The 17,156-nt window shown below is 40.7% G+C and carries 15 protein-coding genes; 8 read left to right on the forward strand and 7 right to left on the reverse strand.

Translation table 11 applies throughout. The features are described 5' to 3' along the window. Positions 1-30: 30 nt before the first annotated feature. The 4 genes from ACT8YW_RS12420 to ACT8YW_RS12435 are packed head-to-tail and all read right to left on the reverse strand — an operon-like array spanning position 31 to position 2,923. Entirely contained in the window at positions 31-186 is a 156-nt protein-coding gene (locus ACT8YW_RS12420; protein ID WP_195359592.1) for a hypothetical protein, read from the reverse strand. Between the two features lie 21 nt (positions 187-207). Next, positions 208-1,062 (reverse strand): FecR family protein, encoded by an 855-nt coding sequence (locus ACT8YW_RS12425; RefSeq protein ID WP_444105273.1) that lies wholly within the window; start codon positions 1,060-1,062, stop codon positions 208-210. Continuing rightward, positions 1,062-1,613: an RNA polymerase sigma-70 factor gene (locus ACT8YW_RS12430; protein ID WP_444105275.1), complete on the reverse strand. Its 552-nt coding sequence runs from the start codon at positions 1,611-1,613 to the stop codon at positions 1,062-1,064. Before ACT8YW_RS12430 ends, ACT8YW_RS12425 begins: the two co-directional genes overlap by 1 nt. A 50-nt stretch (positions 1,614-1,663) precedes the next feature. Next, the gene (locus ACT8YW_RS12435; protein ID WP_444105277.1) at positions 1,664-2,923 is read right to left on the reverse strand and encodes a carboxypeptidase-like regulatory domain-containing protein; all 1,260 of its coding nucleotides are present in this window, start codon (positions 2,921-2,923) and stop codon (positions 1,664-1,666) included. A 167-nt stretch (positions 2,924-3,090) separates the two neighbouring features. Between ACT8YW_RS12435 and ACT8YW_RS12440 the strand changes: the two genes are divergently transcribed. The 6 genes from ACT8YW_RS12440 (at position 3,091) to ACT8YW_RS12465 (ending at position 9,367) form a co-directional block, all read left to right on the forward strand. After that, positions 3,091-3,912 (forward strand): GNAT family N-acetyltransferase, encoded by an 822-nt coding sequence (locus ACT8YW_RS12440; RefSeq protein WP_074635568.1) that lies wholly within the window; start codon positions 3,091-3,093, stop codon positions 3,910-3,912. Between the two features lie 99 nt (positions 3,913-4,011). Next, positions 4,012-4,443 carry a hypothetical protein gene (locus tag ACT8YW_RS12445; RefSeq protein WP_074635570.1) on the forward strand — a complete coding sequence of 144 codons (432 nt, stop codon included), beginning with the start codon at positions 4,012-4,014 and terminating at the stop codon, positions 4,441-4,443. A 148-nt stretch (positions 4,444-4,591) separates the two neighbouring features. Beyond that, a complete protein-coding gene (locus tag ACT8YW_RS12450; protein ID WP_151923225.1) occupies positions 4,592-5,227 on the forward strand; it encodes a DedA family protein in 636 nt (211 codons plus the stop codon). 77 nt (positions 5,228-5,304) lie between these two features. Next, positions 5,305-5,952, forward strand: a complete 648-nt coding sequence (locus tag ACT8YW_RS12455) for a DUF47 domain-containing protein (protein ID WP_008644520.1) — start codon at positions 5,305-5,307, stop codon at positions 5,950-5,952. A 15-nt stretch (positions 5,953-5,967) separates the two neighbouring features. After that, positions 5,968-6,984, forward strand: coding sequence for an inorganic phosphate transporter (locus ACT8YW_RS12460; RefSeq protein WP_008644519.1), 1,017 nt, complete (start codon positions 5,968-5,970; stop codon positions 6,982-6,984). 127 nt (positions 6,985-7,111) lie between these two features. Then, positions 7,112-9,367 carry a cation:proton antiporter domain-containing protein gene (locus tag ACT8YW_RS12465; protein ID WP_444105280.1) on the forward strand — a complete coding sequence of 752 codons (2,256 nt, stop codon included), beginning with the start codon at positions 7,112-7,114 and terminating at the stop codon, positions 9,365-9,367. A 175-nt stretch (positions 9,368-9,542) separates the two neighbouring features. Here the strand turns inward: ACT8YW_RS12465 and ACT8YW_RS12470 are convergent, their stop codons facing one another. The 3 genes from ACT8YW_RS12470 to ACT8YW_RS12480 form a co-directional block, all read right to left on the reverse strand. Continuing rightward, a complete protein-coding gene (locus tag ACT8YW_RS12470; protein ID WP_444105282.1) occupies positions 9,543-11,189 on the reverse strand; it encodes a M64 family metallopeptidase in 1,647 nt (548 codons plus the stop codon). A 203-nt stretch (positions 11,190-11,392) separates the two neighbouring features. Further along, positions 11,393-13,306: a molecular chaperone DnaK gene (dnaK, locus tag ACT8YW_RS12475; protein WP_444105284.1), complete on the reverse strand. Its 1,914-nt coding sequence runs from the start codon at positions 13,304-13,306 to the stop codon at positions 11,393-11,395. A 328-nt stretch (positions 13,307-13,634) separates the two neighbouring features. Then, entirely contained in the window at positions 13,635-14,423 is a 789-nt protein-coding gene (locus ACT8YW_RS12480) for an META domain-containing protein (RefSeq protein ID WP_148364544.1), read from the reverse strand. Between the two features lie 145 nt (positions 14,424-14,568). Here ACT8YW_RS12480 and ACT8YW_RS12485 point away from each other — a divergent pair, with 145 nt between their 5' ends. Together ACT8YW_RS12485 and ACT8YW_RS12490 are read left to right on the forward strand one after the other, a co-directional pair. Then, positions 14,569-15,852 (forward strand): hypothetical protein, encoded by a 1,284-nt coding sequence (locus ACT8YW_RS12485; RefSeq protein ID WP_444105287.1) that lies wholly within the window; start codon positions 14,569-14,571, stop codon positions 15,850-15,852. 97 nt (positions 15,853-15,949) lie between these two features. Continuing rightward, the gene (locus tag ACT8YW_RS12490; protein ID WP_444105289.1) at positions 15,950-17,143 is read left to right on the forward strand and encodes a saccharopine dehydrogenase C-terminal domain-containing protein; all 1,194 of its coding nucleotides are present in this window, start codon (positions 15,950-15,952) and stop codon (positions 17,141-17,143) included. Positions 17,144-17,156 lie beyond the last annotated feature (13 nt).

Here is a 17,156-nt window from a genome sequence, read left to right on the forward strand (position 1 = left end):
CATTTTAACAAGCGAAAAGGTAGAAGATTGTCAACTGCTGATTCGCATTAATAATGAATAAACAGTGCCTTTTGTCTTTGGAAGCCGAACTATCCGTTCCAATACATCGCCCCCATCCGCTCTCATCGTATCGACTACGAAAAAGAGTATGAATAGAATGGATAGATAGCGATAAGCCTGTTTCATTTTCTCAAGTTTAAATGAGTTTTATTCTGATAACAAAAGAATATCCCCTTGCCGGACACATTGCAGACCGAGTGCGCTAGCTATCAGAGTAGCTACGACTTCAGAAGACTCATCAGAAAATTCAACCGTCAGCCTGCGTTCCTCCAATGCAGGTGAAGCTACCTGAATCTGCAAACTATCCGAATTCAGATTCATCACTTTCAGAATGTTCGCCAAAGATTCATCTTTAAAACGTATGTGTTTAAAGAAGCTCCCCCACTCTTCATTCTCTTTATCCGCATCCAGAACGACTAATCGTTGCGATTGCACCACTACTACCTCTCCCGCTTTTACATAACATTCCTGATTTCCTTTTTTTAGAGTAACTTTCACGATCCCTCTTTGTACGGATAAGCGGAACGGAGCATGTTCATCGCTCTGTACACTGAAAGCGGTTCCCAAAACTTCAATTTTAGCTTGTTCCGTATCAATCCAAAAGGGTTGTCCCTGCTTCTTTGCTACGTCGAAGAAAGCATTTCCCTGCAAACTCACTTCCCGTTTATCAGCAATAAAGTGCTCCGGATATAACAAGGAGGTTTCCTTTGCCAAAAGTACCACAGAACCGTCTTCAAGAGTCGTTGCCAAAGTGGAAATGCCTTGATTTTCCTGTGTAAGAAAATTCCGCGCCGGTTCTCTTTCAGAACCGGTCATCCAATACAAAGCTCCCCAGACGAAGCCTATCAAAACGGCGGCAACTGCTCCGTATCTGATCCATTGTGAATGTTTGCGTATAGGACTTCTCTCATCAACTTTCGCAAGTAAACGGTCATTGTCCAGGCGATTATACAATCGGTTCCATGCCTGATCTGTCTTTATTTTATAAATTTCTGTTTTCATCACTTCATGTGAATATAAGTTTCAACTTCTTCTCGTAATGTCCGGAGGGCTTTTGTCATTTCAGCTTCTACTGTTTTTACCGAAAGAGAAAGCTGTGTCGCTATCTCCACATATTTCCGCCCCTCCAAACGGTGCATCTCAAAAATCTGTCGTCTGCGGACTGGCAGTTTTTCAAGAGTGTTATTTATGAATTTCTGTAATTCCTCATACTCCATCTGTTGATGAGGATCTGTCGACTGCTCCGGATTGGAAGTGTTCAATACTGCTTCACGGTATCTGTTCCGAACTTCTTCGTGTTCACAATACTGCAAAGATTGATTGCGAGTCGCCCTATACAGATAGCTCTTAACGGACTGGAAAATCTGTAAGCGCTCCCTTTCTTTCCAAAGTACATAGAAAAGCTCTTCTACAATCTCTTCCGCTACCGCCATCTGCCCGGTAATGCCTGCCGCATAACAGCAAAGAGGAAAATAGTAACAGCGAAAGAGTTCCTCAAACGCTTTTATGTCACCTTCCTTTATCTTTTTTAGTATGAGCAGTTCATCCAGCATACTTGCTTTTCTTTATGATTGACTTCAAATATAAGAAAACTATCCCTGTTTCAATTCGATTGCTTTTTCAATTTATCCACTGCGTGCTCTAAAGATTCCGTAGGTTCGATGATATTGTAGTTTCCCCAAAAATCCGGATTCCAGTATTCGTCTACCTTATCATAAAATATCTGATTCAGACTGAAAGCTTCTTTGTTGGGTATATTCTCCAATACTCCTTCTTTTCTATCGGTCACTACCATTTCGGAAGCTACCGTATAGCTTGTGGAAAATAACTTCCGCTTCCAGTCACATCTAAAACGGATCGTGTTACGAATATAGTTCAGATACGTTTTTCCATCTACATCTTTATAAGTGACCAGGTAAGAGAGTTCTTGCGGTTTGAATCTTAGACCGAGAGGTTTCTTATACAGAATAGCGGTAGTCGCCTTCGATTTATTCTGCATATCCAGACTCATTTCTATACGGGTGAATGACAACCGTTCACGATCGATATACAATTTACCGTATAATAAAGCGTACATCAGAATGACTTTCGGGCGGAAATTAATAACATACTGCATACGATTATCTATAAGCATGGATTCTGCCATCCAGAATTCGTAATTATTCAATTCTTCAAAATCGAGTAACGCTCCCTTGTTCTTCACGACATCCAAAGTGACCCCCAGATTAGGTCCACCCACAACTTTTACAGCTAATGTGTCACTTGCTTTCTGACTAAGCAGGCGACGTCCCTTCTCCACTCGCACTTTGTCATAGTTTATATTTCTATTGGTATAGGCTGTTTTGGACACATCGAGCACTGCCTCCGATATACCGATATATCGACGCCCTTTCTGTACGGTTTCCCGGTAAAATCCTGTCAGCATATCACGCTTATCACTATAATTTAAAGGGATCTTATTGATTGCTTTCTCTACAATCATACGTGGATTTTCGGCAAATACCACCACTTCATTCAACAGATTGTAATGAGGCGTCAACCAAACTGTCAACATAGCGGCTGTTTCTTTCTCCAAAGAGATATGAGTATTTACATAGCCGATATGTGAAATGTCCAGTTCACGCGGGGTTTCCGTTTTTTTTATCTTCAAAGCAAATTCTCCTTCCGCATTGGTCACAGTACCGATATTGCTACCATGCACCGATACATTTACGTTCTCCAGAGCTTTTTTATTTTGCTTGTCTTTCACCATACCAACGATCGTAAGATAATCTCCGGCATCTCCTTGCGCCCACACTGGAAAGCTACAAAGCAGCAACCAAACTGATAGCCATCCAACTAAGTGTTTTTCTACATTCTTCATACTGATGCTTTTTAAAGGTAAATAAATTGCGTTTCTACTAATAAGAGCGCTCAGAACGGAAATACCCTACAGCTTTTACAAAAAAAAGAAAAAGAAATCAGATTTCAATACCATATCCGGAAATTAATAGTAATTTTCCCGGCAAATTAATGATAAAAGCAATCGCCATGATACGCAAATTAGACAAGACCGAATACGCTCTGGCTACATCGTTAGCATTGGAGGTATATATACAATGTGGAGCGGAAGACTTCGATGAAGAAGGTTTGAATTCATTCAAAAGCTTTATCTCCAACGAGCAACTGATGAATGAATTAGTGATTTATGGTGCTTTTGAGGATAAGAATCTGGTCGGCATCATGGGGACAAAGCATGAGGGGAAACATCTTTCTTTATTCTTTATCCGAAAAAAGTACCAATGCAAAGGTATCGGCAAACAGTTATTCTGTTTCGCTATCAATGATTGTCCGGTAGATGAAATGACTGTTAATTCATCCACGTACGCTATTCCTTTTTATCAAAGTCTGGGTTTCGACAAGATTGCCGGGAAACAATGTACCAACGGGATAACTTATACGCCAATGATATTCAAGAGGACAGTCAGAATCAGTTCCATCGCACCTTGTGGAATGGACTGCGCATTATGTTATGCTTTTCAAGATGTAAAAAAGCCTTGCCCCGGTTGTAGAACCCAAACAGGAAAAATTCGGGAAAGTTGCCAAAACTGTATTATTTTCTCATGTGATAAGAAAAAGTATTATTGTTTTGAATGCACAAATTTCCCTTGCAAACGATTAAAAGCACTAGATGCAAGATACCAAAACAAATACAAAATGAGTATGATTATGAATCTTACATTCATAAAAGAACAGGGAGAAGAAAACTTCTTAATATGGCAAAATCATAAATACACCTGCCCCAAGTGCGGAAAACTGCGAACTGTGCATTACGACTACTGTATTCACTGTAAACAACAGAAGTTAACATAACTATAATGAATCCCTCCCGATAGAGCTACAATTATAATTGTTAATTATGCTTGTGAATATGTATTTCATATAAAAATAGTTTCTACCTTTGCGACCGTTATGATGAAGTACATATTCTGTATACTATTAGGCGTATTTCTGAATTGGGGATTCCATCTGATTTCCGATGAAGCACAGGAGGCATACCGGTTAGAAGCCGGTAGTACCAGCATACAAACCTATACCAATTCATACACCTCCAAAACCAGCATCATACAGCTGGATAAAGAACAGAAACTAGTCAAAACAAAAGAATACACCGGAAAGCAAGATTACAATAACGATAATGGTGTTTTAAATCCATTTTCTTTCCGACACCTCTCTCCTTTAAAGATACTACGATTCAATATTCCTTCTGTCACTATCCGTATACTAAGCTCTCTGAAGATTCAGCTTCCTCAAAACCAATGGACAGGTTTTTCATATTATACCAATCTTTTTAAATATTCTGATAGATATCATATCTATTCATTAGGTCACATACTCATTTAGCCATTTTATATTTTTTCCGGCATAAGACTATTCCAGTCTTTGATGTCTCACTTTCTGTTTGCATCCTCCATTTAAGTGAAAAGAGTATTCACTATGGTCTGGAAGCCAATAACATTCTTTTTTTACCATAACAACCAAAGTATATAAAATGGACTTTTTATTGGATTTCATCCTTCATATCGATCAATATATGGTTATGATTGTGCGTGATTATCATGCCTGGACGTATGCCATTTTGTTTTTTATAATCTTCTGTGAAACCGGATTAGTGGTCACTCCTTTTCTTCCAGGTGATTCTCTGCTCTTCGTTGCAGGAGCTATTTCTGCCTTACCTGACATGCCTATCAGTGTGCATATACTCGTTATCATTTTATTTGCCGCTGCCGTATTAGGCGATTCCTGCAATTACATGATCGGACACTTCTTCGGTCGAAAGCTTTTTAATAATCCCAATTCCAGGATATTCAAACAAAGCCATCTGGAGAAGACACACGAGTTTTATAAGAAATATGGTGGGAAAACAATTATTCTTGCCAGATTCGTCCCGATAGTACGCACGTTTGCTCCCTTCGTAGCAGGAATGGGAAAGATGAACTATTACTATTTTATGATGTATAATTTAGCGGGTGGTGCGGCTTGGGTCGGCATATTCTGCTACGCCGGTTATTTCTTCGGAGACCTTCCGTTTGTACAAGAGAACTTGAAACTGCTGATCGTTGCCATCATATTCATCTCTATATTACCTGCAATCATAGAGGTAGTACGAGCCAAACTAAAGTCTTAAAACACCAAACTATAATCTGTATTCATTTGTTACTAATATAAATAGAGAAGAAAAAACAATTTAAAGTTTTTACACTTATGAAAAATTCTTTTTTTAGCCGGTTTACTCCAAAGGAACCCAAATTTTTCCCATTGCTGAAACAACTTTCAGAAGTGCTTTGTGAAGCATCCGTTGTTTTAACAGAAAGCTTGCAACATGACTCACCTACAGAACGTGCAGACTACTACAAGAAAATCAAAGAGCTGGAACGTGAAGGGGACAAACTGACGCATCGGATTTTTGATGAATTGGGCACTACATTCATCACTCCTTTCGACCGTGAAGATATTCATGACTTAGCTTCCTGCATGGATGATGTCATCGACGGAATAAATAGTTGTGCCAAACGAATCTCTATTTACAATCCCCGTCCTATCTCGGAGAACGGCAAAGAATTGAGCCGTTTGATTCAGGAAGAAGCGACCTACATCTGTAAAGCCATGGACGAACTTGAAACATTCCGTAAGAAACCGACTCTTCTCCGGGAATATTGCTCAAGATTACATGAAATCGAAAATCAGGCAGATGACGTATATGAATTCTTTATCACCAGGCTATTTGAAGAAGAAAAAGACTGCATTGAACTGATAAAGATCAAGGAAATCATGCATGAACTGGAGAAAACGACCGATGCCGCAGAGCACGTAGGCAAGATTCTGAAAAACCTGATTGTAAAGTACGCATAAAGTAAGCCGGAACACATGGAATTATTAGTGACTATCATTATTCTGGCTCTGATATTCGATTATATCAACGGCTTTCACGATGCAGCAAACTCAATAGCTACAATCGTATCTACCAGGGTGCTTACCCCCTTTCAAGCTGTACTATGGGCTGCTTTCTTCAATTTCGTTGCTTTTTTCATTGCCAAATACATCATAGGCGGATTCGGTATTGCCAATACAGTATCCAAAACGGTGGTAGAACAATATATCACTTTACCTATTATATTGGCAGGAGTGATAGCAGCCATCACCTGGAACCTGGTAACATGGTGGAAAGGCATCCCGTCTTCATCCTCACATACGCTTATCGGAGGATTTGCAGGAGCTGCCATTATGGCAAACGGGTTTGAAGCAATTCAACTTAATATCATTCTTAAAATTGCAGCTTTCATCTTTCTGGCTCCTTTTATCGGAATGGTGATTGCTTTCGGTTTCACTCTGTTTGTGCTTTACATCTGCCGGCGTGCACATCCTCATACAGCTGAAGTCTGGTTTAAGAGGTTGCAGCTCGTTTCTTCCGCTCTCTTCAGCGTCGGACATGGTTTGAATGATTCACAAAAAGTAATGGGTATCATTGCCGCTGCCATGATAGCCGCCCATTCTATGGGATTGGGTATGGGTATCAACAGCATCAATGACCTTCCCGACTGGGTTGCTTTTTCGTGCTTCACCGCCATCTCACTCGGCACCATGTCCGGAGGTTGGAAAATAGTAAAGACAATGGGAACCAAAATCACCAAAGTAACCCCATTGGAAGGAGTAATTGCCGAAACAGCCGGTGCTTTCACTCTCTACATTACGGAAATGCTGAAAATCCCCGTTAGTACTACACATACTATCACAGGTGCAATCATCGGAGTAGGTGCAACCAAACGCTTGTCTGCCGTTCGCTGGGGAATAACAAAAAGCCTCATGACTGCCTGGATTCTTACAATTCCGGTCAGTGGACTCTTGGCAGCAGCTATCTATTATATTGTTTCCCTCTTTTTGTAGAGGAAAACAATATAATGAATAATTGACTGCCGACACTCTCGCAAAAGCAAAGAGCTGAACATCCATGTCCCTTGGCTCTTTTCTGTCTAACTATCAGGAATATAAAAATGAATAAATCCATCACTAAATGTCACATTTGCCAACTTTGATTGCCGACCTTGCGCTGATATTAATATCGGCCAATGTAATAACCTTGCTGTTCAAATGGATGAAACAACCTTTAGTCTTAGGTTACATCATTGCCGGATTACTAGCGGGGCCTTATATAAATATTTTCCCCACCGTAGGAGATATCGAAAATATCAATATATGGGCGGAAATAGGTGTTATATTCCTGCTCTTTGCACTTGGACTGGAGTTTAGTTTTAAAAAGCTCATGAATGTAGGTTCTACAGCTTTTATTACGGCCACCACCGAAGTCGTCAGTATGTTGCTCATAGGTTTTCTAGTAGGACAATTGTTAGGATGGGGCACGATGAATTCCATCTTTCTTGGGGGAATGTTGTCCATGTCGTCTACCACAATTATCATCAAGGCCTTTGATGATTTGGGGTTACGCAACCAACGTTTCACGGGCATCGTATTCGGTACTCTGGTAGTGGAAGACCTGATTGCCATTTTAATGATGGTACTTCTTTCTACAATGGCAGTAAGTCAGGACTTTGTGGGTGAAGATTTATTGATTAGTGTTCTCAAAGTCGTTTTCTTTTTAATCCTGTGGTTTCTCATCGGTATTTTCGTTATTCCGGCTTTTCTTAAAAAAGCAAAGAAGCTGATGAATAATGAAACGCTTTTGATTGTTTCGATCGGTCTTTGTCTGGGAATGGTGGTATTAGCCACCTATACAGGCTTTTCAACAGCATTAGGTGCATTTATCATGGGATCTATCCTTGCCGAAACCATCGAAGCCGAGCACATCGAACATATCATACAACCGGTAAAAGACCTCTTCGGAGCTATTTTTTTCGTATCAGTCGGTATGCTGGTGAATCCGGCTGTATTGGTAGAATATGCCTGGCCTGTTATCATCATTACTCTGGTTACCATTATCGGTAAAGCCATTTTCTCTTCATTTGGCGTACTCTTATCCGGAGAGCCACTGAACACTTCTATCAAATCCGGATTCAGCCTGGCACAAATTGGAGAGTTTGCTTTCATCATTGCCGGACTGGGTGTTTCGCTCAAAGTGCTCGATCCGTTTATTTCACCTATTATTGTGGCTGTATCTGTTATCACCACTTTCACGACTCCTTATTTCATCCGTTTAGCCAACCCTTTTGCCGAATGGCTTTACAAAATATTGCCTACTAAAGTACAGGAGACATTAGATCGTTATGCTTCCGGCAAGAAAACCATGAACCACGATAGTGACTGGAAGAAATTACTAAAAAACATGATTGGCAGGGTTATTATTTATAGCGTATTGCTCACTGCTATCTGGCTGCTGTCTATACAAATCATTTATCCCGCCATCAGTGAAATGTTTGCTCCTGTTACCCTATGGATTAATCTGGTGATGTGTCTGGGTACCCTTTTACTTATGACTCCTTTTTTGTGGGCACTCATCTCCAACAAATACAACTCTTCCGAATTATTCCTGAAGCTATGGAGAGATGAGAATTACAATCACGGACGACTGGTTTCTCTCGTTCTAGGCCGTGTATCTGTTGCTCTTTTCTTTATCACTAGCGTAGTTATCAGCTATTTCAAGCTGAACTGGGGAATAAGTGTGATTATTGCCATAGCTGTTGTGGCATTGATTCTTATTCTTAGGGAAGACCTCACGCAATATTCACGATTGGAAACGAGATTCCTAGCCAATCTTAACCGACGGGAAGAGGTAGCTAAAAAACGGCACCCGCTAAAAACAAGTTTCAATAGCGAATTCAATGATAAAGACCTTGACTTGACATCTATCCTAGTATCGCCTTATTCCGATTACATCGGCAAGTCTTTAGGAGAACTTTCATTCAGGCAAAATTTTGGAGTAAATGTCGTCGCAATCACTCGTGGCGATCTGAACATATATATACCGAAAAGTTCTGAACACATCTATCCGCAGGATAAATTGACAGTAGTTGGTACAGATACACAATTACAGGAATTCAGAAATAGAATAGAAGATGTAAAAAACACATCAGATATGGATGCAGTGGATAAAAAGATAACTCTCCACTCTTTCACGGTAGACGAAGAGTTCCTCTTTTTAAATCAGACCATCGCGCAGTCTCATTTAGGAGAGAAGCATGACAGTATTGTTGTAGCCATTGAACGAAATGACGAACTGATTACCTTGGATAAAAACACAACTTTCCAATTAGGAGATCTCGTCTGGATTGTGGGCAACCGGGAAAAGATTAGAGAAATACTGTACTTAACGTAATTTGTATCTAAGCCAGAATGGAATACAAAAGTAAAGTACACCCAATACAACAGCTTTAATGTTTTTGTACAGGCTGTATACTGCAATAAAGTTCTGATTCAAAATAAATACGTTACATATAAAGTCCAGATGAGGCTGAACTCAAAACTAAACTTGAAGTTCAGCCTCATCTGCTTTACTTATCTAACATTCTATTTACAAAGTGAGGACGCGTGAATGGCTTACTTGGTCCTACAGTTGGTTTAGCACTGCGCGTTTGTGATTTATTCTGCAAATCAAATACGGCAAACTCCTCATAAGACATTTGTTTACCCAAACTTCTTTCCATTATTTTATCATATATCGCTTTACGGGAAGGAGCATTAAACCCCTCGGTATTACTATTCATCATACTCTCTTCTGAAGGACGATACGCCCCTTTTATATAAGTACATGCCCCTTCAAATACTCCCAGTTTTTCTGACACATACCGATTATCATTCAAGAAAGCAGACCAAAGTACCTGAGATGGATCGGATGTAAAATCAACATTCTGCGCCCATCCTAATGTCTGCAGATACTGTACATTTTTTATTTCTTTAGAAGAAATAGTCCCATTTTCCTGATAAGCATACTCATCTTCCAATTTGGCAAAACCATGTCCAACAGCCTCGTGTACAAGTACCTGCCTGAAACTTTCACTTTGCAAATCGTATATCACCGGGCAATAAGCAATAGCAAACTCAACCACTTTCGTCTGATTAGTATAACCAAAATAAGTAGTTCCTGCATACGCAGGAGAATTTAGAATTACAACAGCCAATGTTTCACTCATATCTATATTATCCACGCATTGCACATAACGTTGTACAGCATTATCTTCACCGGAAATCCCCGTACTGTTTCCACCCGCCAGTTCACAACCAAGTGCTGTTTCATATCCTGTACCAAAAATATTGTGTTTCGAAACCGCAGTTACTGCATATACATTAAAATAATCTCGAAGTGACTTGATGGGTTCTTCCGTAAAGAGATTCTCAAAAGCTTTGTCCATAACCGCATCATAAGTTCCATCGTTAATTTCAGTATCTATAAATCCATCGCCCATAAGCACAATAGGAAGACCTTTTCCCAGCTTTGCAGTTTGCAGAACACGTACTTTTTTATCTGACGAATAATCAGTAGATTCACTAGCCACTTCCCCCCTTTGTATGATAGTAACCATCTCTACTACGATTGATTCCATATCAGTTACTTTCACAAAGTAGATATAGGCAGTACGGGAAACACCATCAGTATTAGGCAATACAGTCAGATTAAGCATGTAGGAAGAGGATGCACGAGTTTTTGTCTCCTGCGTCAGCCAAGTGCCAGTACCCAAAGAACCATAAATCAACAATTCATCTTCAGCTATATTCGTAGAGAATCTAATATCCAATTCCCCACCTTCAACAGATACATTATATATATTCTGCTCAAGATTCACAAATTCTGCCGGCTCCTGCTCTATGATTATGTTTTGTGTCAATGTCCCGGAAGTTAATGTAAGCGTTGCTGTACGTACACTTCCTGTTATATTCTCACTGATAGCAGTAAGCGTAATATTGCACGTACCCGCTTCTCCCGAAACCGGAGCGATTGTAAACCAATCCGCAACTGTACTCGCCTTCCATTCACGGGTACTCGTAAAACTGATTGTTACCTGCGAACCTTTAGCCGAACCCATCACGACATCTCCGACATTCTCTATCGAGAAGTTAGGATCTACTTCATCTTCAGTACAGGATACTATAAAAAACAAAAACAAGGGAAATAATAGAAGATAAATTGTTCTCATACCCATTACATGTTATTTTGTTATACCAAAGATAAGCTACATTTTCATTACCAGAAAATTTATTCGACAAATCGCCCTAAAAAAAAGACGTACGGACTTTTTTTTGAACTTTCCGATATAGAATAATAGTCATTCAAAAATAAAAAGGGGTTGAAAGTCATAGACTTTCAACCCCTTTTCTATTATTTCAATCGTCTTATTCAGCGATTTTATTTCACTTCCTCGAAGTCAGCATCCTGAACGTTATCCCCGTGTTTGCTGTTATCTTGCTGGCCAGCACCACCGTTCATATCAGGACCAGCCTGTGCTCCACCTTGTGCACCGCTCTGTGCATACATTTCAGCACTTGCAGCCTGGAAAGCAGTATTGATTTCTGCCATAGCAGTATCAATAGCAGCCAAATCCTGTGCCTTGTGAGCATCTTTCAATTTCTGCAAAGCAGCTTCAATCGGAGCTTTCTTATCAGCAGGCAACTTATCACCTAATTCCTTCAACTGATTTTCAGTCTGGAAGATTACGCTGTCAGCCTGGTTCAGCTTGTCGATTTTTTCACGTTCTTTCTTATCTGCTTCAGCATTAGCTTCAGCTTCAGCCTTCATCTTTTCGATTTCTTCCTTGCTCAAACCGCTGGATGCTTCAATACGGATAGCCTGTTCTTTACCGGTAGCCTTATCTTTTGCAGATACTTTCAAGATACCGTTGGCATCGATATCAAATGTAACCTCAATTTGAGGAACACCACGACGAGCCGGAGCAATACCTGTCAAGTTGAACTGACCGATTGATTTGTTCTGTGCAGCCATCGGACGTTCTCCCTGTAATACGTGGATAGTAACTTCTGTCTGGTTATCGGCAGCAGTAGAGAATGTTTCACTCTTACGAGCCGGGATGGTAGTGTTAGCATCGATCAACTTAGTCATTACACCACCCAGTGTTTCGATACCCATTGACAACGGAGTAACATCCAACAATACTACACCTTTGATTTCGTCTGTCAACACAGCACCTTGTACAGCAGCACCAATTGCTACTACTTCATCCGGATTCACACCTTTAGAAGGAGCCTTGCCGAAGAAATCCTCTACCAACTTCTGAACAGCCGGAATACGTGAAGAACCACCAACAAGGATTACTTCATCAATATCAGCATTGTTCAAACCTGCATCACTCATTGCCTTCTTACATGGTTCAAGACAAGCCTGAATCAATTCGTGAGCCAAAGATTCGAATTTTGCACGAGTCAAAGTCTTCACCAAGTGCTTAGGCACACCACCCACCGGCATGATATACGGCAAGTTGATTTCTGTACTTGTAGAAGAGGAAAGCTCAATCTTAGCTTTTTCAGCAGCTTCTTTCAGACGTTGCAAAGCCATCGGATCCTGAGTCAAGTCAGCACCTTCGTCGTTCTTGAATTCCTGTACCAACCAATTGATGATTACCTGGTCGAAGTCATCACCACCCAGGTGAGTGTCACCATTTGTAGAAAGTACTTCAAACACACCACCACCAAATTCGAGGATAGAGATATCGAATGTACCACCACCAAGGTCGAATACAGCAATCTTCATATCTTTGTGAGCCTTATCCAGACCGTAAGCAAGAGCTGCGGCTGTCGGTTCGTTTACAATACGTTTTACTTCCAGACCAGCAATCTGTCCGGCTTCCTTAGTAGCCTGACGTTGAGAGTCGGAAAAATATGCAGGAACGGTGATAACTGCTTCTGTTACTTCCTGACCGAGATAGTCTTCGGCAGTTTTCTTCATTTTCTGAAGAATCATTGCAGAAATTTCCTGCGGAGTGTACAGACGTCCGTCGATGTCAACACGCGGAGTGTTATTATCACCTTTCACTACTTTATAAGGAACACGAGTTACCTCCTTCTGTACCTGATCCCAAGTTTCACCCATGAAACGTTTGATAGAGAAGATTGTACGTGTAGGGTTCGTAATAGCCTGACGTTTTGCAGGATCACCCACCTTACGTTCACCGCCATCTACGAAAGCGACAACAGAAGGAGTCGTACGTTTACCTTCACTGTTTGCAATTACTACAGGTTCGTTACCTTCGAATACGGCAACACAAGAGTTTGTAGTTCCTAAGTCAATACCAATAATTTTTCCCATGATCGTTATTTTTTTATTTATTATTTATTCATTGATTTCTTTTTGTCCGGTTGTTTCTCCGGCTCTTATCAAGGAGCCTCGTCGCGAACGGACGCTTACTAAAAAGCAAACCGTGTGCCAAAAAGAAATTATACGAATGCATGACATAATATCTGCCAAAAAGACAGTTTTAATAAATAAACACTGCTGACATAGTCATATTCAAAGCCAGTCAGCAACTGTTTCTTTAAACAAATACAGACGACTCTGGTTCGATGAAAGAAAAAAAATATGCCTGTGTCGTCATGTGCGACACAGGCATATCCTATTATATAGATTGATCTATTTATTACTTTTCCAGCACGATGACCAATGCGCCATTTGCATCATACAAGCCAATGCCGCCACCGGACAACACATCGAATGACTTCACCTCATTGATAGCTTTCAGCACCTTACCTTCTGTTTCCATGTCCGGACAAGCCATCATTGTGCTCGCTACTCCCGGAAAAGAAATTGATTTGGCATTGCTGGTACTGGTTTCAAAACCGCCATTAATCAAATTACATCCGGCATTGCCATGAATTGTCTTTTTCTTCACATCAAAAGCAATGAAAGGTTGTTTTTCCATTCCGGAAGGAATTGCTTCACCATTCACTTCTTTTATTTTCCATTCTCCATTCAAAACCGAAAGTTTCACATCAGCCTCCTTCTTTTGTAGAACGACAACCGGACGGTTGGACGAATTGCAAAGATACATCTTATCTTTACCTGCCTTCTTGTATCCTTTTACTTGCGCAAAAGCATTCAATACATTATTTTCAGTAGTCATATCCGGACACATCATCCGGGTACTAGCCATTCCTGTAAGTTCAAGACTTCCCGGCTTCGCATTTACATCGAAGCTACCCATCATCCGATTACAGCCGCTATTACCGGACACACGACCGGTTGCTGTATCAAAAGCGATAAAAGGAAGTGATTTACTTTCGCCCGGAGTGATTTTCGAGCCATTGACTTCTATGATATTCCATTCACCATTGATAGATGACAGGGGAATTGCCTTCTCAACCGAACGGCACGAAGACATTGCAAGTGCTGCACCAGCAATGCAAATTGAAACAAATACTTTCTTCATATTGTTATAACGTTTAAGTTAAAATCGAGGGCAAAGATATCAAAAAGATTGGGAAATAACATCCAATGCAACATAAAATATATACATTTGCCAGTAAATGTACAACAAACGAACAATTTACATAGTTCACTTAAAGTAAACAAATATGAGAATAATTGTCCTGTCTTTGATTCTATTCTGCTGTGGTACGTCTCCTATCATAGCCCAAAGTGATTACATCGTCACTACTCCTTCTGCACAGGAAATCCCTGTAGGCCAAGAAGAACAGTTTATCAAAAGTAACTTTCCGTTGCTACCGCTGGGCAAATGGACACCCGGGATGAAATTTATGTTCGTTCCATCTCCACGGAGCATGTTCCTTCCCACCCTTTCCAGCTACGAGACCGAGAAAGGGGTAGACAACAGCCTGCTGAAACATAAAATACTCACTTTCACGGGAACTGAAGAGAAAGCTCAGAATATCCCCAACGGGACTAACTACTCCACTCGCTTCATCTTCGAATGTGAGGGAGGAAAATATTATTATGAGATAAAGAATATGCGGCTAGAGGAGATCTCCGAAAAGGCTCCCCGTGCCGGCATCAACGGATTGGTTTATCTGAAAGATGTGGATACTGCAAAAGAACTGTTGGTAGGAAAAACAGTCTATATACAAGCAGAAAGTGTCCGGATAGACGATGCCAACAATTATTCCGGCTACCGGGATATAGCCATTCCCGTCAATACGGAAGCAACGATTACCGCTATCGGAGTCGGCAGTCAGGCATATCCGGCAAAAATCGTATTCAAAGATACACAGGGACATTCTTATTATCTGGAAGTTGCCCTCTCACGAACAAACTCCGGCATGGACCTGAATGATTTTCAAGGAGAAAAGAGAATGAAATATTTCTCAAATGCATTCAGTTTCACCAATAAGAGTCTAGGCACTATCGAAAGCCTGAAAAATAAATATATGGGAATGACAGTTTATCCTAAAAAGGTGCTGCCAGCCAAAAGAATCGTATCATTTGAAGACAAGCAGACCGAATCACGCGTTCACCTGCCCCGATATACAGTTCTGCAAATCAAAGATATTAGATTATCTCCTCCCGGCAGTCTGGCTGTTCTCTCATTAGAAGACAAGGACGGAGCAATCTATGAATTGGAAACCGATCTGAAATATGATGTTATCGTCAGAAATGAAAATTATATCGAAGACTTTTTCGGATTCGAAGATATACATAAAAAATATCCGGGTATCACAGAAAATCGTTGGCAGATTATCTCCCGGGGAGATCTGGAGACGGGTATGAGTACAGTGGAATGTCGTTTGTCCATTGGTGATCCGATAGAAATCGAGCTAAAAAAAGACAATCGTTTCGAAACTTGGTTCTACAATGGCAAAACACTGGAATTTGAAAATGGAACCTTGCAGCGTTACAAATAAAAAGGAGTAGCTGCGAATGATTATCTGAAAATAATCACGTATATTTGCAAAGCTAACAATTCCAATATTCTTAATATTTTAATTCGCAATTAACGAAATGGGTAGAGTTCTTATTATTGGTGCGGGCGGTGTTGGCACTGTCGTTGCGCACAAAGTGGCACAAAATGCCGATGTATTTACAGATATCATGATTGCCAGCCGTACGAAAGAGAAATGCGATAAAATCGTCGAGGCAATAGGTAACCCCAATATAAAAACAGCTAAAGTTGATGCAGACAAGGTAGATGAGCTGGTAGCCTTATTCAACGATTTCAAACCGGAAATGGTGATTAATGTGGCTCTCCCTTATCAGGATCTGACTATTATGGAAGCTTGTCTGAAAGCTGGAGTGAACTATCTGGACACCGCTAACTACGAGCCGAAGGATGAAGCTCACTTTGAATACAGTTGGCAATGGGCTTATCACGATCGCTTCAAAGAAGCAGGTCTGACAGCTATTCTCGGTTGCGGATTCGACCCGGGAGTAAGTGGCATCTATACCGCTTATGCAGCTAAACATTATTTTGATGAGATTCAATATCTGGACATTGTAGATTGTAATGCGGGTAACCATCATAAAGCATTTGCTACGAACTTCAATCCGGAAATCAACATCCGCGAAATTACGCAGAACGGACGCTATTATGAAAATGGCAAATGGGTAACTACCGGTCCGCTGGAAATTCATAAAGACCTGACATATCCGAACATCGGTCCCCGTGATTCTTATCTCCTTTATCACGAAGAACTGGAGTCATTGGTGAAACATTACCCGACAATCAAACGTGCACGTTTCTGGATGACTTTCGGACAAGAGTATTTAACCCACTTACGCGTTATCCAAAACATCGGTATGGCACGAATCGACGAAGTTGATTACAACGGAGTGAAGATTGTGCCGCTGCAATTCTTGAAAGCTGTATTGCCTAACCCGCAGGATTTAGGAGAAAACTACGAAGGAGAAACCTCTATCGGTTGTCGTATCCGCGGTTTGAAAGATGGCAAGGAACGTACTTATTATGTATACAACAACTGCAGCCATCAGGAAGCTTACCGGGAAACAGGTATGCAAGGAGTGAGCTACACCACTGGAGTTCCAGCAATGATCGGAGCCATGATGTTCTTCAAAGGTGAGTGGAAACGCCCGGGTGTAAACAACGTAGAAGAGTTCAATCCGGATCCGTTTATGGAACAACTCAACAAGCAAGGTCTTCCCTGGCATGAAGAGTTCGACAAAAATCTGGAATTATAAGAGTAGACTTGTT

Source organism: Bacteroides sp. (genome assembly GCF_052357945.1).
Taxonomy (GTDB): Bacteria; Bacteroidota; Bacteroidia; order Bacteroidales; family Bacteroidaceae; genus Bacteroides.